This window comes from Streptomyces solitudinis (genome assembly GCF_036323765.1).
Lineage (GTDB): Bacteria > Actinomycetota > Actinomycetes > Streptomycetales > Streptomycetaceae > Streptomyces.
The window spans coordinates 65,978-84,723 of the sequence record NZ_JAZDCW010000009.1; the positions used below are offsets into that span (position 1 = coordinate 65,978).

Sequence of the window (18,746 nt, forward strand, 5' to 3'; positions counted from 1 at the left end):
CGGCCCCGCAGGGCCCCCGCCCGTCCCCTCCGCGCGGCGTGCCGGGGACGACCCGGGCCTCCGGCACCGGCACGGCGGGCAGGTCTCAGAGCCCGCCCGCCACCCGCAGCACGGCGCCGGAGGTGTAGGACGCCTCCGGTGACAGCAGCCAGGCCACCGCCCCGGCGACCTCGTCCGGCTCCCCGGGCCGCCGCATCGGCACGCGTTCCCCAACGCGCCAGGGGCGCTGCGGGTCGCCCATCGCCGCGTGGATGCCGGTGACGACCGTCCCCGGCTGCACCGAGTTGACCCGCACCCCGTCCTCGGCCAGCTCCTTGGCCAGGCCCACCGTCAGGGCGTCCACGGCCGCCTTGCTGGCCGCGTAGTGCACGTACTCACCCGGACCGCCCAGGGTGGCGGCCACCGAGGAGATGTTCACGATCGCGCCGCCCCGGCCGCCGTGCCGCGTGGACATCGCCAGGGCCGCGCGGCGGGCGCAGTACAGGGCACCCAGCACGTTGACCTCGACCACGCGGCGCATGTGCTCCGTCGGCGTCTCGGTGAACCGGCCCAGCGGTCCGGTGACGCCCGCGTTGTTCACCAGGCCGGTGACCGGCCCCAGCCGTTCGGCCACCGTGCCGAACAGGGCCTCGACCTGCGTCTCGCAGGCCGTGTCCACCTGGACGGCCACGGCCTCCCCGCCCGCGGCCCGCACGGTCGCCACCGTCCGCTCGGCGGCGTCCGCAGCCCGCTCGTACCCCACTCCCACGTGGTGGCCGGCCGCGGCCAGCCGCACGGCAACCGCCGCTCCGATGCCTCGGCTGCCGCCCGTGACCACCGTGACCTGCTGTGTCATGCCTCGCCCTCCCGCCCCGCCTCCCTGCGGCCGGGGCGCCACGACGCTATCCCACGCGGGGCGCCGGCGCGGCGCGGACCGGGATTGGTCTTGACCAAGGGGAGGAGCCGTCCTAGCCTCACGGGAGGCATACGCAACAAGCTTTAAAAAACAATCGCGCGAAATCACCCCGGGAAACACGGCGACTGCGGAGGCAAGGGTGGGGACCACACCGGTGGAGACGGTTCCGGAGCCGAAGTACTGGCACCTCAAGACGGTGCTGTCCGAGGCGCTCGACTCGGAGTTCGCCGTCGGCCAGGTCCTGCCGAACGAGCGGGAACTGGCCGCGCGGTACGGCGTGGCACGGGCCACGCTGCGCCAGGCGCTCGAACAGCTCGAACTCGAGGGCCGGCTGCACCGCCGCAGGGGGGTGGGCACGACGGTCGCCCCGCCGCGCATGGGCGTGGACGTCGCGCCGGAGGCCGGGGCCCGGCCCGGCGCACCCGGCGACGCCTGGCGGACGGAGGGCTGCGCGCTGCTCGCGCCCGGCGCGCTCCCGGCCGCCGTCGCGCGGCTGCTGGACGGCGCCGAGGGGCCCGTCCACGCGGTGCGCCGCCTGCGGACGGAGCTGGGCCAGCCGGTCGCCACCGAGGTGCTGTACATGCCCGCCGCGCTCGCCGGGGAGCCGGCGGGCACCGGGGCGGCGCGCGGGAGCGCCGTCCTGCGCGCCCTGCACCGGCTGGGGCCGGACGGGCAGGACCGCTCGGTGGAGCTGGGATCCGTCCCCGCGGAGGACGCCCGCCGCCTCGACCGGCTGCCGGGCGCCCCCGTCCTCGTCGTCACCACCCGCTACCTGGCCCGCGGTGCGACGGTCGCGGTGTCCGCCGCCACGTACCGCGCGGACACCTGTCGTCTCACCTTCGGCGACTGCGGTGCCATGGACCTGCTCGCCGGCTGACGGCCCGGCCGCCCGCGCCGGCGGCCGTCAGCCGCGCCGGACGCCCCCGCGCCGGCGGCGGCCGGCGGCGTCGTTCAGCCCATGGCCTCCTGCACGGAGAACAACTGGTCCTCCACGTGGTCGAGCGCCACGCGCAGGGCTCCGGTGGCCACGGCCGCCTCGCCGAGCAGGGACAGCGTCACCCGCGGCGGCCGCAGGCAGTAGCGCGCCAGTTCGGCCCGCAGGGGCGCGAGCGCCCCGTCCAGTCCGGCGGCCCAGCCGCCGATCACGACGAGTTCCGGGTCCAGCGCGAGCACCAGGGCCGCCACGTCGTGCACCAGCCGCTGGATGTAGCGGTCGACGGCCCGGCGCGCCTGCTCGTCCCCCTCCTTGGCCTCGCGGAACACCCGGGCCACGGCGGCCTCGTCCAGCGGGTGCAGCGGTTCGCCCGTGGTGGACAGCAGCCGCTCGGGGAAGGACTCGCGGCCCAGCAGGTGCAGGGCGCCGATCTCCCCGGCCGCGCCGCCGTACCCGCGGTGCAGCCGTCCGCCGATCAGCGATCCGGCGCCGGGGCTGAGCCCGGCCAGCACCATGACGGCGTCCTCGCAGCCCCTCGCCGCGCCCTTCCACCGTTCGGCGAGGATGGCGGCGTTGGCGTCGTTCTCCACCAGCACCGGGCAGCGGAAGGAGCGGCGCAGCCGCTCACCCAGCGGCAGCCCCGTCCAGCCGGGCAGCGCGGTGCACAGGCGCACGCTGCCGTCCGCGTGGACGATGCCGGGGCTCCCGACGCCGACCGCCCGCAGCGTGGAGCGGGCCACCTCCGAGCGGCGCAGCAGGTCGGAGACGGCGGCCCGGACGCGCTCCAGCCGCTCGTCGGCACCGGCCTCCTCGGACACGGGGCGCTCGGAGGCGCCCACCAGCCGGCCGGTGAGGTCGGACAGGACGGCGGAGACCCGGTGGGGTCCGATCTCCAGGCCCAGCAGGTGCCCGGCCTCGGCGCGGAAGCGGAACCGCCGGGCGGGCCGCCCCTGGCGCCGGGCCGGGGACGTCCCGGCGGCGGCCTCGGCCGCCAGCCCGGACTCCACGAGCCCTTCCACCACGCCCTCGACGGTGGGGCGGGACAGGCCCGTGAGGCCGGTCAGGTCGGTGAGCGTGGGGGAGCCGTCGGCTCCGCGCAACGCGCGCAGTACGACCGCCGAGTTGATCCTCCGCAGCAGCGAGGGGTCCCCGCCGGTGAGCCTCCCCACGATCGCCTCCCTGTGCCGTGCGCGTGGGCGGATCGTATCCACTGGCACGGACGAGGGCGAACAGCAGTACGGTGCCGCGCCGCCGCAGGGGGCGGGGCGGCCCGGAGCGGGTCAGGTGCGGCGCACGATGCGTCCGGCCACGAGGTGGCCGAGGAAGAGGTAGACCACGGCCGCGAGGCCGTAGCCGAAGACGACCCGGAGCCATTCCGCGTCGAAGGTGAACAGGTCGTGGGACCAGCCGGCCAGCCAGCCCGCCACGTCCCGGACGAAGATCACCAGGTCGTTGGTGCGGTTGGCGTCCAGCAGGTACATCAGGATCCACAGGCCCAGGATGAAGGCCGCGAGGTCGGCGACAGCGGTCACGACCCGGGCGGCGCCTACGGAGCGTCGGTGTGTGGGCATGACCATCTCGTTGCCGCTTGTGCGCGTGTGAAACCCCCGTTCCGCCGGGAGCGCGTCCGCGGGACGTGCCCCGGCGTCCGGGCGCCGCGCTACAGGATGGCTCCCGGACGGTAGGCGGCGGCCTCCGGGTGCTCGCGCGTGACCTCCTCGATCCGGGCCACCACCCCGGCCACCTGCGCCCCGGCGGCTCCGGTGAAGGACAGCCGGTCGGCCATCAGCGCGTCCAGGCCCGCCCGGTCCAGCGGGATGCGGGTGTCGGCGGCGAGGCGGTCCAGCAGCTCGTTGCGTTCGGCCCCCGCCCGCAGCGCCAGCGCCGAGGCCACCGCGTGCTCCTTGATCACCTCGTGCGCCACCTCCCGGCCCACCCCGGCCCGGACGGCGGCCATCAGCACCTTCGTCGTGGCCAGGAAGGGCAGGTAGCGGTCCAGCTCGCGGGAGACGACGGCGGGAAAGGCCCCGAACTCGTCCAGCACCGTCAGGAAGGTCTCCAGCAGCCCGTCGAAGGCGAAGAACGCGTCCGGCAGCGCGACCCGGCGCACCACCGAACACGACACGTCGCCCTCGTTCCACTGGTCGCCCGCCAGCTCACCGGCCATCGAGGCGTAGCCGCGCAGGATGACGGCGAGGCCGTTCACCCGCTCGCAGGACCGCGTGTTCATCTTGTGCGGCATGGCGGAGGAACCGACCTGGCCCTCCTTGAAGCCCTCGGTCACCAGTTCCTGGCCGGCCATCAGCCGGATCGTCTTCGCCAGCGACGAGGGCGCGCCGGCGAGCTGCACGAGCGTGCTCACCACGTCGTAGTCCAGCGACCGGGGGTAGACCTGGCCGACCGAGGTCAGAGTGCGGGCGAAGCCCAGGTGGTGCGCCACGCGGCGCTCGAGCTCCGCCAGTCCGGCCGGGTCCCCGCCCAGCAGGTCGAGCATGTCCTGCGCCGTGCCGACGGGGCCCTTGACGCCGCGCAGCGGGTAGCGGGAGAGCAGGTCCTCCAGCCGGGCGTACCCGGCCAGCAGTTCGTCCGCGGCGGTGGCGAAGCGCTTGCCCAGCGTCGTGGCCTGGGCGGCGACGTTGTGCGAGCGCCCGGCCATCACCAGCGCCGCGTGCTCGCCCGCCAGCTCGCCGAGCCGGGCCAGCAGCGCCACCGTGCGGTCGCGCACCAGCTCCAGGGAGAGCCGGATCTGCAACTGCTCGACGTTCTCCGTGAGGTCCCGGGAGGTCATGCCCTTGTGCACCTGCTCGTGCCCGGCCAGCGCGTTGAACTCCTCGATCCGCGCCTTCACGTCGTGCCGGGTGACCCGCTCCCGCCGCGCGATCGACGCCAGGTCGACGTCCTCCAGCACCCGCTCGTAGTCGGTGACGGCCTGCTCGGGCACGTCGATGCCCAGGTCCTTCTGCGCCCGCAGCACGGCGAGCCACAGCCGCCGCTCCAGCGTCACCTTGTACTCGGGGGACCACAGGAGGGCGAGCTGCGCCGAGGCGTAGCGGCCGGCCAGGACGTTCGGGATGCGCGGCTTGTCTGTCACGGTGCCGGATTCTACGGGGTGTCCTCGCAGGCCAGCGGGGCGAGGTCCGGGCGCTTGGGGCTCAGCCCGTCGCCGGAGGACCGCCCGGTCAGCCGCCGGACGACCCACGGCCCCAGGTGCTCGCGGGCGAAGCGCAGGTCCGCCCGGCGCCGGTCGTACCAGACCACCGGCGCGACGGCGGGCAGCGGCTCGTCCCAGTCGAACGCCGCGGGGAGGCCCAGGCGCTGCCGGACGGCCTCGGCCACCCGCCGGTGGCCCTCGGCCGTCAGGTGCAGCCGGTCGTCCGCCCACATCCGCGGGTCGCCGAGCGCCCGTGACCGGTACAGGTCCACGACGAGGGCGCCGTGCCGGGCGGCGAGCGCGTCGACGAAGGAGAAGAGCTGCTCCATGCGCGGCCGGTAGCGCTCCAGCACCGGGCCGCTCCGTCCGGGGCTGCGCATGAGGACGAGCTGCCCGCAGGAGGGGGCCAGCTTCCCCACCGACTCCTCCAGCAGCCCGCGGACGCGGCCCATGTCGCAGGACGGCCGCAGCACGTCGTTCAGCCCGCCCACCAGGGTGACCAGGTCGGCGCCCATGGACGCCGCCCGGTCCACCTGCTCGTCGGCGATCTGCCCGATGAGCTTGCCCCGCACGGCCAGGTTGGCGTAGCGGAACCCGTCCTGGCCCGCGGCCAGCTGCTCCGCGAGGCGGTCGGCCCAGCCGCGGTAGGCGCCGTGCGCGCCGACGTCCGACATGCCCTCGGTGAAGGAGTCGCCGAGCGCGACGAAACTGCTGATCTGCGGTGTGGTGTCCATGGCCGGGCCATCGTAACCGGTTGCCCAGGTCAACGACTGTTCGGACCGCCACTCCCGGGGGACGCGTCCGGCGGCGCGCCGGACTCCGGCGGGGTGCGGCCCACCAGCTCGCGCAGGACGTCCTCCATCGTCACCAGTCCGGCCGCCCGCCCGTCGCCGCCGATGACGGCGGCCAGGTGCGTCCCGCTGCCCCGCATCGCGCCCAGCACGTCGTCCAGCGGGGTCTGTGCCCGCACCCGTGCGATGGGCCGCAGCGCCGACGCCGGGAACGGCGCGTCGCGGACGGCGGCGTCCAGCGCGTCCTTCACGTGCAGGTAGCCCAGAGCCTTGCCGCCTCCGTCCACGACGGGGAAGCGCGAGTACCCCGAGACCGCGCACAGCCGCTCCAGCCCGTCCGGCGTCACCCCCGCCGGGGCCGACACCACCCGCGCGGTGGGCCGCACCACCTCGGCCACCGGACGGCGGCCCAGCTCCAGGGCGTCCCGCAGCCGGGCCGTGGCCCGCTCCTCCAGTAGCCCCGCCTCACTGGAGTCCGCCACGATCCGGGCCAGCTCGTCGTCGGAGAACGTCGACTCCACCTCGCTGCGCGGCTCCACCCGCAGCAGCCGCAGCAGCGCGTTCGCCAGGGAGTTGACCGAGAAGATCACCGGGCGCAGTCCCCGGGTGAGCGCGGCCAGCGGCGGCCCCAGCAGCAGCGCGGTGCGCTCCGGCTCCGCCAGCGCGATGTTCTTGGGCACCATCTCGCCGAACAGCATGTGCAGGTAGGTGAAGAAGGCCAGCGCCAGGACGAAGGAGACGGTGTGGGCGAGCGCGCCGGAGACCCCGACGGCCAGCAGGACGGGGGCCAGCAGGTGCTCGACGGCCGGTTCGGCGACGATGCCCATGATGAGCGTGGTCAGCGTGATGCCGAGCTGCGCCGTCGCCATGAGCTGCGCCAGGTGCTCCAGCGCCCACAGCACCCGCACGGCCCGCCGGTCGCCCTGCTCGGCGCGCGGTTCGATCTGGCTGCGGCGCACCGAGATCAGCGAGAACTCGGCGCCGACGAAGAGGGCGTTGCACGAGATCATCAGTACCCCGATGACCAGTTGCAGGACGGTCACCGGCCGGCCTCCCCGGGGCCGCCGGGCGGGCCGGACGCCGCCCGCGGGCCGCGCAGCCGCAGCCGGGCGGCCCGGCGGCCGTCCGCGTTGGCGACCTCCACCCGCCAGCCCGCCACGTCCACGCGGTCCCCGCGTGCGGGGATGCGGCCCAGTTCCGTGGCCACCAGCCCCGCCAGCGTCTCGTAGGGCCCCTCGGGAAGCCGCAGCCCGATGTCCTCCAGCTGGTCGGCGCGGACCGCGCCGTCGGCGTCGAACACCGGCCGCCCGCCGGGGTCGGTGCCCGCCGCCAGCAGACCGGGCACGGCCTGCGGATCGTGCTCGTCGCGCACCTCTCCGACGACTTCCTCGATGATGTCCTCCAGCGTGAGCACCCCCGCGGTGCCCCCGTACTCGTCGATGACGACGGCCATGCTGCGCCGCTCCGAGAGCACGTCCAGCAGGCGGTCCACCGTCAGCGACTCCGGCACCAGCAGCGGCTCGCGCAGCAGGCCCCCCAGCGGCCGCCGGGGCCGGGCGGCGGCGGGCACGGCCACGACGTCCTTGATGTGGACGACGCCGACCACCGTGTCGAGGCTGTCGCGGTAGACGGGGAACCGGGACAGGCCGGTGGCACGGCTGGCGCTGACGACGTCCTCGGCCGTGGCCCGCATGTCCAGCGCGTGCACCTGCACGCGGGGCGTCATCACGTTCTCGGCCGTCAGCTCGGCCAGCCGCAGGGTGCGGACGAACAGATCGGCGCTGTCCGCCTCCAGCACGCCCTCCTTCGCCGAGTGCCGGGCCAGCGCGACCAGCTCCTGCGGGGAACGGGCCGAGGCCAGCTCCTCGGTGGGCTGGAGGCCCAGCCGGCGCAGGGTGCGGTTGGCGGTGTTGTTCAGGTGCCGGATCAGCGGCCGGAACGCCGCGGAGAAGACCCGCTGGGCGGGGCCGACCCGCCTGGCGACCGGGAGGGGACGGGAGATGGCCCAGTTCTTCGGCACCAGCTCACCGATCACCATCAGCACCACCGTGGACAGGCCCGTGCCCAGGGCCAGCGCCACCGACGGCGTGAGCGAGGCGGGCAGTCCCGCGCCGCGGAGCGGCCCCGCCAGGAGCGTGGCCACCGACGGCTCGGCGAGCATGCCGATGAGCAGGCTGGTGAGGGTGATGCCGAGCTGGGCGCCGGAGAGCTGGAACGTCAGCGACCGCACCGCACTCAGCGCTCCGGCCGCGCCCGGCTGCCCCTGGGCCGCGGCCTCCTCCAGCGCGCCGCGCTCCACCGTCGTCAGGGAGAACTCCGCGGCGACGAACACGCCGCAGGCCAGGGTGAGCAGGACGGCCGCGCCCAGCAGGAGCAGCTCCGTCATCGGGCCGCCCCCGTCACGGGTGCGGGCCCTGCGGAGCGGTGCGGTCGGCCTCGGACGCCGTCGGGCTGGCCCATGGACGGACGCTGGTCCCTTTCGTCGCTTTCGCGGACAGGTACGTTCAGCGTACGCGATCACCGCCGGACGGGCCCGGGCGGCGACGGCCGTCGCGCCGACCCCGGGCCCTGCGGCTCACAGGTGCTTGACCCAGCGGCCCCACTGCGGCTCGCGGGCGTACCCGGCCGAGCCCCAGGCGCGGTGGGCGACCGTGTTGCCCTCCAGCACCATGGCGTCGCCGCGTCGGCCGCCCAGCTCAGCGAAGCGCTTCTCGGCCGCCGCCAGCAGCGCGGTGGAGACCCCCTGCCGCCGGTGGGCGGGGTGCACGGCCAGCCGGTACAGATGGCAGCGCCAGCCGTCGAAACCCGCGATGACGGTGCCCACCAGCGCGCCGTCCCGCTCGGCGAGCAGCAGGGCCTCCGGATCGCGCAGGACCAGGGCGCTCACGCCGTCCCGGTCGTCGGAGATGCTGACGCCCTCGGCCGCCACCCGCCAGAAGTCCAGCACCGCCGCGGCGTCCGCGAGCCGCGCGGTCCGTATCCGCACGTCGTTCATACCCGTATCCCAGCACCCTCGCGGTGCCCTGTCGAGGCGGGGGCCGGGCCGGGCGGTGCGAAGCCGCGGCCGCCGAGCCGCTCCGCGAGCCAGCCGGGAGCCGCCGCCCGGAACCGCGCGCCGTCCAGCCGGGCGGCGCCCTGCGGCAGCAGCCCCGCCAGCGGGGCCCCGGCCGCCCGGGGCAGATCGGTGAGGTTGCAGCGCGCCGCCAGGTCCGGAACGGCGGGCCAGCTCCCGACGACGACACCGGGACAGGCCAGGCCCCGCGCGCGCAGCGCCTCGGCCGTCAGGGCGGTGGTGTTCAGCGTGCCCAGGCCCGCGGCGGCCACCAGCACGACGGGCGCCCCCAGCAGCCGGGCGGCGTCCGCGAGTGTGGACCCCTCCGCGTCGAAGCGGACCAGCAGGCCGCCCGCCCCCTCCACCAGCACCAGGTCGTGACCGGCCGCCAGCTCCCGCGCGGCCCCGGCGACGTCGGCGGGACGCACGTACGGCAGGCCCGCGCGGCGCGCGGCCGTCTCCGGGGCCAGCGGTTCGGGGTAGCGCGCCAGTTCCACGCCGGTGACCGAGGGGCCGGCCAGCCGCACGACCTCGGCGACGTCGCCGGGCTCGTCCGGCGCGACACCGGTCTGCGCGGGCTTGAGCACCGCCACCCGGCGCCCCGCCGCCACGGCCGCGGCGGCCAGCGCCGCCACGGCCACCGTCTTGCCGACCTCCGTCCCGGTCCCGGTCACGCACCAGACGCTCACCGGCCGCGTCCCGCCGCCGCCGCGGCGCACACCGCCGCACCGATGCGCGCCACGTCCTCGTCGCCCGTGACGTAGGGGGGCATCGTGTAGACGAGGTCGCGGAACGGGCGCAGCCACACCCCGTGTTCCACCGCCGCCCGCGTCGCCGCGGCCATGTCCACCTCGCGGTCCAGTTCGACGACGCCGATGGCGCCGAGCACCCGCACGTCGCGCACGCCCGGCGCGCCCTCGGCCGCCGCCAGCGACTCCCGCAGCCCCGCCTCGATGCGCTTGACCTCACCGGCCCAGTCCTGGGCGAGCAGAAGTCCCAGCGAGGCGTCGGCGACGGCGGCGGCCAGCGGGTTGCCCATGAAGGTCGGCCCGTGGGCGAGCACCGGCACCTCGCCCTCCGCGATGCCCCGGGCGACCTCGCCCGTGCACAGCGTCGCCGCCAGCGTCAGGTAACCGCCGGTCAGCGCCTTGCCGACGCACAGCACGTCCGGGCTCACCCCCGCGTGTCCGGCCGCGAACAGCGCGCCCGTGCGTCCGAACCCGGTGGCGATCTCGTCCAGCACGAGCAGGACACCGTGCGCGTCGCAGGCCTCGCGCAGCACCCGCAGGTAGGCGGGGGAGTGGAACCGCATGCCGCCCGCCCCCTGCACGACCGGCTCGACGATCACCGCCGCCAGTTCGTCGGCGTGCCGGGCGATCAGCTCCCGCAGCCGCCGCGCGTACGCCTCGTCGGGCCCGGCGTCGAAACCGTCCGGCGGCCGGGGGGCGAAGACCTGCCGGGGCAGCGCTCCCGACCACAGGTGGTGCATGCCGCCGTCCGGGTCGCACACGGACATCGGCTGCCAGGTGTCCCCGTGGTAGCCGCCGCGCCAGGTGAGCAGCCGCCGCTTGTCCGGACGGCCCACCGAACGCCAGTACTGGAGGCACATCTTGACGGCCACCTCGACCGACACCGACCCGGAGTCGGCCAGGAAGACGTGCTCCAGACCCTCGGGTGTGATGTCCACCAGCCGCTTGGCCAGCCGCACGGCGGGTTCGTGGGTGAGCCCGCCGAACATCACGTGGCTCATCCGCTCAAGCTGCCCGCGCGCCGCCTCGTTGAGCACCGGGTGGTTGTAGCCGTGGATGGCCGACCACCACGACGACATGCCGTCCACCAGCTCCCGGTGCCCGGCCACCGGTTCGGCCAGCCGCAGCCGGACGCCCGTCGCCGAGGCGACGGGCAGCGGCTCCTGGCGGCCCGGCATCGGACCGTAGGGGTGCCACACGTGCCGCCGGTCCAGGTCGAGCAGCTCGGAGGTGGTCAGCGGCTCAGGCATTGGGCGGCAGCTCCGTGCCCGCGCCCCGGCGCCGTACCGCGACCAGGTCCGTGCGCGCCGGCCCGCCCGGCGCCTGACCGGCCACGGGGGCGCCCGGCCCGCCCGGCGCGGCCTGGGTGGTCGTCCCGGCCCGCGCCTCCCGGCGGGCCTGCGGCACGGCGTCCCGCGCACCGCCGGTCTCCCCGCACGGCCCGCAGCCGCCGTCCGCGGACGTGCCGCAGCCGGGGGCCGCCGCGTCCGCCTCCCGCCGGTGCTGCGGCAGCGTGGTGGTGCCGGCACCCTCCACCTCGAAGCCCGCGTCCGCGATCATGTCGAGGTCGGCCTGCCCGGCCTGCCCCTCGCTCGTCAGGTAGTCGCCCAGGAAGATGGAGTTGGCCAGGTGCAGGGCGAGGGGCTGGAGGGAGCGCAGGTGCACCTCGCGCCCGCCCGCGAGACGTACCTCGGCGTCCGGGCAGACGAAGCGGACCATGGCCAGGATGCGCAGCGCCCGCTGCGGGGTGAGGTTCCACTCCGAGGCCAGCGGCGTGCCCTCGAAGGGGATCAGGAAGTTCACCGGCACCGAGTCCGGGTCCAGCTCGCGCAGGGAGAAGGCGACGTCGACGAGGTCGGCGTCGCTCTCGCCCATGCCCGCGATGAGTCCCGAGCACGCCGACATCCCCGCCGCCTGGGCCTGCCGCACGGTGTCGACGCGGTCGGCGTAGGTGTGCGTGGTGGTGATGCCGCCGTACGTGGCCTCGGAGGTGTTGAGGTTGTGGTTGTAGGCGTCGGCGCCCGCGCCGCGCAGCCGGGCCGCCTGACCTTCCGACAGCAGCCCGAGGCAGGCGCAGACCTCCACGTCCTCGTGCTCCCGCTTGATGGCGGCGATCGTGTCCGAGACCCGGTCCACGTCGCGGTCGGTCGGCCCCCGGCCGCTGGCGACCAGGCACACCCGCTTGGCGCCGCCGGCCAGCCCCGCGCGGGCCGCCTGCGCGGCCTCGTCGGGCTTGAGCCAGGTGTACTTCAGGATCTCGGCCTTCGACCCCAGCCGCTGCGAGCAGTACGAACAGTCCTCGGGGCACAGGCCGGACTTGAGGTTGACCAGGTAGTTCAGTTTCACCCGCCGCCCGAACCAGTGGCGCCGCACCCGGCCGGCCGCGGCCACCACGTCGAGCAGTTCGTCATCCGAGGTCGCCAGCACCGCGAGCGCCTCATCGCGCGTCGGCAGCTCGCGCCGCAGCCCCTTGTCCACCAGCGTGTTCAGCAGGTCCATGGCGCGCATCCTCGCTCACGGACGAGGTCTTGGCCAAGGACGGGACACACAACAAGGGTCATTGGACGGTGTGTGGATCGCCACACACCGTACACGGCGGGGCACCGCTAGGTTCTAGGGGGCGCCGCCCGGCGCACCGACGCAGGAGGGACCGCCGCCCATGACCGCACGTCCGTTCGGCTGGCTCGACGCGGCCCGCGAGCAGCGCCGTCGCGCCGGCCTCGTCCGCTCCCTGCGCCCCCGGCCCGCCGTCTCACCCCTGCTGGACCTGGCGGGGAACGACTACCTGGGCTTCGCCCGCGACGCGCGCGTCACCGCCGCGGCGGCCGAGGCCGCCCACCGCTGGGGCGCGGGCGCGACGGGGTCGCGCCTGGTGACCGGTACCACCCGGCTGCACGCCCGTCTGGAGGCCGAACTCGCGGACTTCTGCGGCACGCAGGGCGCCCTCGTCTTCTCCTCCGGTTACGCCGCCAACCTCGCCGCCGTCACCGCCCTGGCCCCCGGCGGCGCTCTCGTGGTCTCGGACGCGGACAACCACGCCTCCCTGATCGACGGCTGCCGCCTCGCCCGCGCCGGGACCACCGTGGTACCGCACGCCGACCCCGCCGCCGTCGCCAAGGCGCTGGCGGGCCACCCGGGCCCCGCGCTCGCCGTCACCGACGCCGTCTTCTCGGTGGACGGCGACGCCGCCCCGCTGGGGGCGCTCGCGGACGTCTGCCGCGGCGCGGGCGCCGGTCTGCTGGTGGACGACGCGCACGGGCTGGGCGTGCTCGGCGACGGCGGCCGGGGCGCCCTGACGGCGGCCGGGCTGGCCGGAGCCGCCGACGTGGTCGCCACCGTCACGCTGTCGAAGGCGCTGGGCAGCCAGGGCGGTGCCGTCACCGCACCGGCCGCGGTCATCGAGCACCTGACGAACACCGCGCGGACCTTCATCTTCGACACCGGCCTCGCGCCCGCCGCGGCCGGGGCCGCCCTGGAAGCCCTGCGCCTGCTCCGCGCCGAACCGCGGCGCGCCGAGCGGGTCCGTGAGATCGCCCTGACCCTGCACGCGCGGCTGACGGCGGCCGGTCTGACGGCGGTCCGGCCGGACGCCGCGGTGGTCTCCGTGCGGGCACCCTCGCCGGAGGCGGCCGTGCGCTGGGCCGCCGACTGCCGTGCCGCGGGCCTCGCGGTGGGCTGCTTCCGCCCGCCCTCCGTGCCCGACGGCGTCTCCCGGCTGCGGCTGACGGCCCGCGCCGACCTCACCGGAGCCGACCTCGACCAGGCGGTGCGCACCGTCGTCGCCACGGCCCCCGCGGCGCCCTGAGACCGACCGCGGCCCCTCCCGGCCGACGGCGTACGGGGCATACCTCCCCAAAACCACCCTGGTGCCGCACAGTTCACCGCATCGGGGGACAGTCACCCGCAGATCCCGGGGAACCGCAGCGGCACACCCGTCCGGATGACAGGCTGACGCCCGAAGCCATCCGCAGGCGGCTCCGCCCCCCATGCCCCCCGCACCCGGAGCCTGCCCCCGCGGTGGGAAAGGGACAGCGTCGCATGGCAGATTGTCAGGAAGCATCCATCACCCTGCCGAGCGCTCCGGCCTCGGTGGCGGCGGCGCGCCGGTACGTCGTGGACGCCCTCGCCGACTGGGGAGCGCCCGAGGGCGCCGACGTCGTCACCACCGTCCGGCTCATCGTCTCGGAGCTGGTCACGAACGCCGTGCTGCACACCTCCGGGCTGTCGCCCACCTTCACCGTCGGGGTGCGGCTGGAACGGGAGGAGGTGCTGTGCGTCGGCGTCACCGACAGCCACCCCCGCCGTCCCCGCCGGCTGCCCGCCGCCGTCCAGCAGGACAACGGGCGCGGGCTGGTCATCGTGCGCTCACTGACCGCCGAGTCCGGGGGCCGGTTCACGGTGGTCCCCGCGGGGAACGGCGGCAAGACCGTGTGGGTCACCCTGCCGTGGCGGCACCCCCGCCACCCCTGAGCCCCGCACCCGGCGCGCGCCCGTCCCCCCACCGGCACGCCACGGCGCCCGTCCGTCCCGCGCCTCCGCCCTGGTACGCGCCCGGTACGCGGAGGCGTCCCGTCACGGTACGTCCCGGTTCCCCGCGTCCGGCTGCCGCGCCGCCGTGTGGCCGTTCGCCCGCGCGTGGGTGTGCCGCACCCGCCACGGGACGGCGATCCACAGCGCGGCGCAGGCCGCCAGGGTGGCCGCCCCCACCGCGACGCCGTAGCCACGGCCCAGGACGAAGTCCACCACGAGCAGCACCGCGCCGGTCAGCGCCAGGCCCAGCACGGCCAGCCCGGTCGCCGCCAGCTTCGCCGACACCTCCACGACCCGCCGCTTGGCCCCCCGGCGGAACAGCGCGCGGTGCACCACGGCGGGCGCGGTGAACAGCATCGCCGTCAGCGCCGAGAGCAGGAGGGTGATGACGTAGGTGCCGCGCTGGACGTCGTCCAGCTCCGGGAAGCGGGGCGTGAAGGCCAGCGTCAGCAGGAAGGCGAACAGGATCTGCACCCCCGTCTGGATGACCCGCAGCTCCTGCAGCAGCTCCACGAAGTTGCGGTCGTCGCGTTCCAGCGGGGTCTCGTTCCGGGTCGGACGGTGCGGCTCCATATCCGAACGTATGACCGCTGGGACTGGAGTTAGGCGTCCCGGCGCGCCTGCGGACGGCTGTCCGGGTCCGGGGGAAAGGCGGCCGTTGCGCCGACCGGCCGTACCCGGCTGCTCCGACCGGCTGTGATGGGCGCACCGCCCGCCGGTACAGCGGCGGGCGCCGGGCACGGAGGCTAGACAGGAGCCATGCAGACCTTCCTGCCGTACCCGGACTTCTCGGCCACCGCCCTCGTGCTGGACGCCCGCCGCCTGGGCAAGCAGCGCGTCGAGACGATCCAGGTGCTGCGCGGCCTCACGGTGCCCGGCTACGGCTGGCGCCGCCACCCGGCCGTGCTGATGTGGACGGGCTACGAGGAGGCGCTCGTGCGGTACGGCCTGGAGATGTGCCGGGTCTGGTGCGCGGCCGGACGGCAGGACACCTGCGCGACGACCCTCGCCACCGACCTCGCGGCGGGCACGGGCCGCACGGCCGTGCGCAGCCAGGAGGAGCTGGCGGGAGACGGCGCGCTGCCGCGCTGGCTGGGCGACGCCGCGTTCCACCGCAGCCACCAGTCGGCGCTGGTGCGCAAGGACCCCGGCTTCTACCGCGAGCACTTCCCCGCCGTGCCCGACGACCTGCCGTACGTGTGGCCGGGCCCGGACCGGGAACGGCCGTGACGCCGTGACCGGCTTGCGCCGGTCAGTCGCCCGTGGTGTTCACCACGCCCAGCGTGGCCAGGCCCAGCACGATCCAGGCGAACCACACCCAGCCGCTGCCGCCCAGCGCCACCGTGTACGCCGTCACCAGGACCAGGGTGACCACCGTGGTCACCGTCATGGCCTTCGCGGCCGAGGGCATCGCCGCCACCTCCTCGCGCGGGTCGGGCGGGCGCCGGCTGCTCCGGCGCCCGCACCCATGGTCCCCCGCCGGGCGGGCGGGCGCTACCGGCTGCGGGCCCGCAGGGACGCCAGGTAGGCGTTGTACTCCGCCAGCTCCCGGTCGCCGTCGCGGTCGGCGGCCCGGTCCTGGCGGCGGGCCTGCCGCTGTTCGGAGGCGTACCACTGGAAGACCAGGGCGATCAGCACCAGCACGGACGGGATCTCGCTGAACGCCCACGCGATGCCGCCCGCCGCGTGCTGGTCGCCGAGCGCCGTCACGCCCAGCGAGGCCGGCGGGTCCGCGTAGGTGCCGACCATGGGTTCGGAGGCCATCATCAGCGCGATGCCGAAGAAGGCGTGGAAGGGCATGCCCGCGAACAGCTCCAGCATCCGCATGACGTAACCCGGCCGGTGCGGGCCGGGGTCCACCCCCATGATCGGCCAGAAGAAGACGAGGCCCACCGCCAGGAAGTGCGTCATCATCACGATGTGCCCGGGGCGGGAGGCCATCAGGAAGTCGAACAGCGGGGTGAAGTACAGCCCGTACAGGCTGGCGATGAACAGCGGGATGGTGAACACCGGGTGCGAGATGATCCGCACGTACCGGCTCTGGAGCACCCGCACCAGCAGTTCGCGCGGCCCCGTCCTGCCGCGCCCGGCCGCGGGCAGGGCGCGCAGCGCCAGGGTCACCGGGGCACCGAGCAGCAGCAGGATCGGCGACAGCATGCTGATCACCATGTGCTGCACCATGTGGACGCTGAACAGCACCATGCCGTACGTGTTGAGCGCGGTGCACATCACCAGCGCGATGGTCAGCACCCCGGCGGCGAAGGCCGCGGCGCGGTGCGGCGGCCAGGAGTCCCCGCGCCGCCGCAGCCGGACCACGCCCCACGCGTAGAGCAGCAGCGCCAGCACGCACCCGGCCAGGAAGACCGGTTCCCCGGTGAGAGCGAGCCCGCGGCCGAGGGTGAACGGCGGCAGGTCCGCCGTCATGCCGTGTCCGCCGTGATCCATCCGCAACGCTCCCCATTCGCACCGATTGCCCGCACCAGAGTAGAACCGCCCCCGGCCGCGGCTGCGGGCGGGGGCGGGCGTGGCGGGACGGCGGCCGGAGCGGCCGGACGGCCCCGGGCGGCCCCGGGCGGGACGGCCCGGCCTAGGCGGGCTGGGTCGCCGCCGCGATCCGCTCCGCGCGCAGCGCCTCGTACCAGCGGTCGTCCACCGGCGGCAGCGCGTTGACGTCCAGCGCCAGCTTCACCATCAGGTCGGCGATCAGCGGGTTGCGCGCGAGCACCGGCCCGTGCATGTAGGTGCCGAAGACGGTTCCGTTCCAGGCGCCCTCGGTGCCGTCACCCGTGCCGTTGCCCTGGCCCAGGCGCACGCGGGCCAGCGGGCGCGCGGCCGGTCCCAGCCGTGTGATGCCCTGGTGGTTCTCGAAGCCGGTGAGCTGCGGCAGCCGCAGCGTCTCGTCCATGTCCGCCAGCACGTCACCGACGCACCGCTCGCCGGCGCCGCGCTCGCTGGTGACGTCCAGCAGGCCGAGCCCGGCCTGCCGCTGCCCCTGGTCGTTGACGAACTCGTGGCCGAGGATCTGGTACCCGGCGCACACCGAGAAGACGATCGCGCCGTTGGACACGGCCCGCTGGAGGCCGCCGTCGCGCACCAGCCGCTCCGCCGCCAGCCGCTGGGGGCGGTCCTCGCCGCCGCCGATGAGGTAGATGTCACCCGAGGTGGGCACCGGCTCGTCGGAGCGCACGTCGACGCGCTGCACACCCAGGCCGCGCTGCTGCGCCCGGCGCTCGACCACCAGGACGTTGCCCTGGTCGCCGTAGGTGCTCAGCAGGTCGGGGTAGACCCACACGACCCGCAGCTGGTTGTCACTCATGTTCGTTTCCCCTCTCGCGCACGGCGTCAGTTGCCCACGACGCGGCGCAGGTCCTGGAAGGCCGTGTAGTTGGCGATCGCCTCGATCCGCCCCGGCGGGCACCTGCGCACGGCCTCCTCGGCGCTCTCGCAGACCTGGAAGTCCACGCCCGCCACCTCCAGCCGCACCGCCAGGTCCAGCCGCCGGTCACCGATCACGCAGATCGGGTGCCCGGCCAGCCGTCCGTAGTCCACGTCCCACAGCCAGGAGGTGTCGGTGCCGTCGGCGCCGCGCGCGTTGACGGCGAGGATCACCGGCGCGGGGGGCGCGTCGATCAGGGAGAACGTCTCCAGCCAGCCCGCCGGGTTCTTCGCGAGCAGCAGCCTGATCTCCCGGCCCTCGTAGGAGACGACGTCGTAGCGTCCGGCCACGGCGGTGACCGCGTACATGCGCTCCAGGGCCGTCTGGGGCGGTACGCCGAAGGCGGCGGCCACCGCGGCCGAGGTCGTCGCGTTGGCCTTGTTGGCGCGCCCGGGCAGCCGCAGCCTGATCGGCCAGGCCGAGCCGTGCGGGTCCAGCACGTGGTCGCCGGAGAGCGCCCAGGTGGGCGTCGGGCGTCGGAAGCCGCACTCGCCGCAGAACCAGTCGTCCCCCGGGCGCTGCATGACGCCGCCGCAGGACGGGCACGACCAGGCGTCGTCCTTCCACTCCTGCCCGGCGGCCACCCAGACCACGTTCGGTGAGGACGAGGCCGCCCACACCACCAGCGGGTCGTCGGCGTTGGCGATGATCACGGCCTTGGAGCCGGAGAGCCCCTCGCGCCACCGCTCGGCCAGCATCCTGGTCTCGGCGGCCCGGTCGAGCTGGTCGCGGGAGAGGTTGAGCAGCGCGATGGCCTTCGGCGTCACGTCGCGCGCGACGGTGGCGAGGTACTTCTCGTCGACCTCGATCACGCCGAAGCGCGCCCGTGAACCACCCGCCAGCGCCGAGGTGATGCCCGCCGGCATGTTGGCGCCGAGCGCGTTGGAGACGACGTCCTCGGGCGCGTCCCGCAGCGCCTCGGCGATCAGCCGGGTGGTGGTCGTCTTGCCGTTGGTCGCGGAGACGAGGATGACGTCCAGGTGGGCGGCCAGCCGTGCCAGCAGGTCGGGATCGAGTTTCAGGGCAACGCGGCCGCCGATGACCGAGCCGCTCCCGCGGCCCGCCGCCCGTGACACCGCCGCCGCGGCCTTTCCTGCCGTCACTGCCAGCCTGGCGCGCGGCGACAGCGGCTCCGTGTTGCCCGACATCGTGGTGGGTCCTCCTTGCGCTTCGGTCACAGTGCAGCCTACCGAGATCACCGGGCCGCT

General features: G+C 75.4%; 20 protein-coding genes. 4 read left to right on the top strand and 16 right to left on the bottom strand.

What is annotated here, in order from left to right:
- Nucleotides 1-85: 85 nt before the first annotated feature.
- On the bottom strand, nucleotides 86-835 hold the full coding sequence (locus tag V1J52_RS21450; protein WP_330141576.1) for an SDR family oxidoreductase: 750 nt from the start codon (nucleotides 833-835) through the stop codon (nucleotides 86-88).
- Nucleotides 836-1,034: 199 nt separating this feature from the next.
- Between V1J52_RS21450 and V1J52_RS21455 the strand changes: the two genes are divergently transcribed.
- A complete protein-coding gene (locus V1J52_RS21455; RefSeq protein WP_330141577.1) occupies nucleotides 1,035-1,772 on the top strand; it encodes a GntR family transcriptional regulator in 738 nt (245 codons plus the stop codon).
- A gap of 74 nt (nucleotides 1,773-1,846) precedes the next feature.
- Here V1J52_RS21455 and V1J52_RS21460 read toward each other — a convergent pair whose 3' ends face one another.
- The 10 genes from V1J52_RS21460 to bioB all read right to left on the bottom strand — a co-directional run bounded on the left by V1J52_RS21460 (nucleotide 1,847) and on the right by bioB (nucleotide 12,071).
- The gene (locus tag V1J52_RS21460; RefSeq protein ID WP_330141578.1) at nucleotides 1,847-2,998 is read right to left on the bottom strand and encodes an ROK family protein; all 1,152 of its coding nucleotides are present in this window, start codon (nucleotides 2,996-2,998) and stop codon (nucleotides 1,847-1,849) included.
- A 111-nt stretch (nucleotides 2,999-3,109) separates the two neighbouring features.
- Complete coding sequence (locus tag V1J52_RS21465) at nucleotides 3,110-3,400, bottom strand: hypothetical protein (RefSeq protein ID WP_330141579.1); 291 nt, start codon at nucleotides 3,398-3,400, stop codon at nucleotides 3,110-3,112.
- 89 nt (nucleotides 3,401-3,489) lie between these two features.
- A complete protein-coding gene (purB, locus tag V1J52_RS21470; protein ID WP_330141580.1) occupies nucleotides 3,490-4,920 on the bottom strand; it encodes an adenylosuccinate lyase in 1,431 nt (476 codons plus the stop codon).
- 11 nt (nucleotides 4,921-4,931) lie between these two features.
- Nucleotides 4,932-5,714: an SGNH/GDSL hydrolase family protein gene (locus V1J52_RS21475; RefSeq protein WP_330141581.1), complete on the bottom strand. Its 783-nt coding sequence runs from the start codon at nucleotides 5,712-5,714 to the stop codon at nucleotides 4,932-4,934.
- Between the two features lie 29 nt (nucleotides 5,715-5,743).
- A complete protein-coding gene (locus V1J52_RS21480; RefSeq protein WP_330141583.1) occupies nucleotides 5,744-6,814 on the bottom strand; it encodes a hemolysin family protein in 1,071 nt (356 codons plus the stop codon).
- Nucleotides 6,811-8,157 carry a hemolysin family protein gene (locus V1J52_RS21485; RefSeq protein WP_330141584.1) on the bottom strand — a complete coding sequence of 449 codons (1,347 nt, stop codon included), beginning with the start codon at nucleotides 8,155-8,157 and terminating at the stop codon, nucleotides 6,811-6,813. The genes V1J52_RS21480 and V1J52_RS21485 overlap by 4 nt, the downstream gene beginning before the upstream one ends.
- Before the next feature lie 189 nt (nucleotides 8,158-8,346).
- Nucleotides 8,347-8,766: a GNAT family N-acetyltransferase gene (locus V1J52_RS21490; protein ID WP_330141585.1), complete on the bottom strand. Its 420-nt coding sequence runs from the start codon at nucleotides 8,764-8,766 to the stop codon at nucleotides 8,347-8,349.
- Entirely contained in the window at nucleotides 8,763-9,512 is a 750-nt protein-coding gene (bioD, locus tag V1J52_RS21495; RefSeq protein WP_330141586.1) for a dethiobiotin synthase, read from the bottom strand. Before bioD ends, V1J52_RS21490 begins: the two co-directional genes overlap by 4 nt.
- Nucleotides 9,509-10,822: an adenosylmethionine--8-amino-7-oxononanoate transaminase gene (locus V1J52_RS21500; RefSeq protein WP_330141587.1), complete on the bottom strand. Its 1,314-nt coding sequence runs from the start codon at nucleotides 10,820-10,822 to the stop codon at nucleotides 9,509-9,511. Before V1J52_RS21500 ends, bioD begins: the two co-directional genes overlap by 4 nt.
- A complete protein-coding gene (bioB, locus tag V1J52_RS21505; protein WP_330141588.1) occupies nucleotides 10,815-12,071 on the bottom strand; it encodes a biotin synthase BioB in 1,257 nt (418 codons plus the stop codon). Before bioB ends, V1J52_RS21500 begins: the two co-directional genes overlap by 8 nt.
- 160 nt (nucleotides 12,072-12,231) lie before the next feature.
- Between bioB and V1J52_RS21510 the strand changes: the two genes are divergently transcribed.
- Together V1J52_RS21510 and V1J52_RS21515 are read left to right on the top strand one after the other, a co-directional pair.
- Nucleotides 12,232-13,377 (top strand): 8-amino-7-oxononanoate synthase, encoded by a 1,146-nt coding sequence (locus V1J52_RS21510; protein WP_330141589.1) that lies wholly within the window; start codon nucleotides 12,232-12,234, stop codon nucleotides 13,375-13,377.
- Nucleotides 13,378-13,610: 233 nt separating this feature from the next.
- A complete protein-coding gene (locus tag V1J52_RS21515) occupies nucleotides 13,611-14,042 on the top strand; it encodes an ATP-binding protein (RefSeq protein WP_330141590.1) in 432 nt (143 codons plus the stop codon).
- 102 nt (nucleotides 14,043-14,144) lie between these two features.
- Here V1J52_RS21515 and V1J52_RS21520 read toward each other — a convergent pair whose 3' ends face one another.
- Complete coding sequence (locus V1J52_RS21520; protein ID WP_330141591.1) at nucleotides 14,145-14,675, bottom strand: DUF6328 family protein; 531 nt, start codon at nucleotides 14,673-14,675, stop codon at nucleotides 14,145-14,147.
- 186 nt (nucleotides 14,676-14,861) lie between these two features.
- Here V1J52_RS21520 and V1J52_RS21525 point away from each other — a divergent pair, with 186 nt between their 5' ends.
- Nucleotides 14,862-15,332, top strand: a complete 471-nt coding sequence (locus tag V1J52_RS21525; RefSeq protein ID WP_330141592.1) for an MSMEG_6728 family protein — start codon at nucleotides 14,862-14,864, stop codon at nucleotides 15,330-15,332.
- Nucleotides 15,333-15,354: 22 nt separating this feature from the next.
- Here V1J52_RS21525 and V1J52_RS21530 read toward each other — a convergent pair whose 3' ends face one another.
- From V1J52_RS21530 to V1J52_RS21545, 4 genes are all read right to left on the bottom strand, one after another.
- Nucleotides 15,355-15,513: a hypothetical protein gene (locus V1J52_RS21530; protein WP_330141593.1), complete on the bottom strand. Its 159-nt coding sequence runs from the start codon at nucleotides 15,511-15,513 to the stop codon at nucleotides 15,355-15,357.
- A gap of 83 nt (nucleotides 15,514-15,596) precedes the next feature.
- A complete protein-coding gene (locus V1J52_RS21535) occupies nucleotides 15,597-16,547 on the bottom strand; it encodes a cytochrome c oxidase assembly protein (protein WP_330141594.1) in 951 nt (316 codons plus the stop codon).
- Nucleotides 16,548-16,689: 142 nt separating this feature from the next.
- Complete coding sequence (locus V1J52_RS21540; RefSeq protein WP_330141596.1) at nucleotides 16,690-17,418, bottom strand: type 1 glutamine amidotransferase; 729 nt, start codon at nucleotides 17,416-17,418, stop codon at nucleotides 16,690-16,692.
- Nucleotides 17,419-17,444: 26 nt separating this feature from the next.
- Nucleotides 17,445-18,686: a MurT ligase domain-containing protein gene (locus V1J52_RS21545; RefSeq protein WP_330141597.1), complete on the bottom strand. Its 1,242-nt coding sequence runs from the start codon at nucleotides 18,684-18,686 to the stop codon at nucleotides 17,445-17,447.
- Nucleotides 18,687-18,746 lie beyond the last annotated feature (60 nt).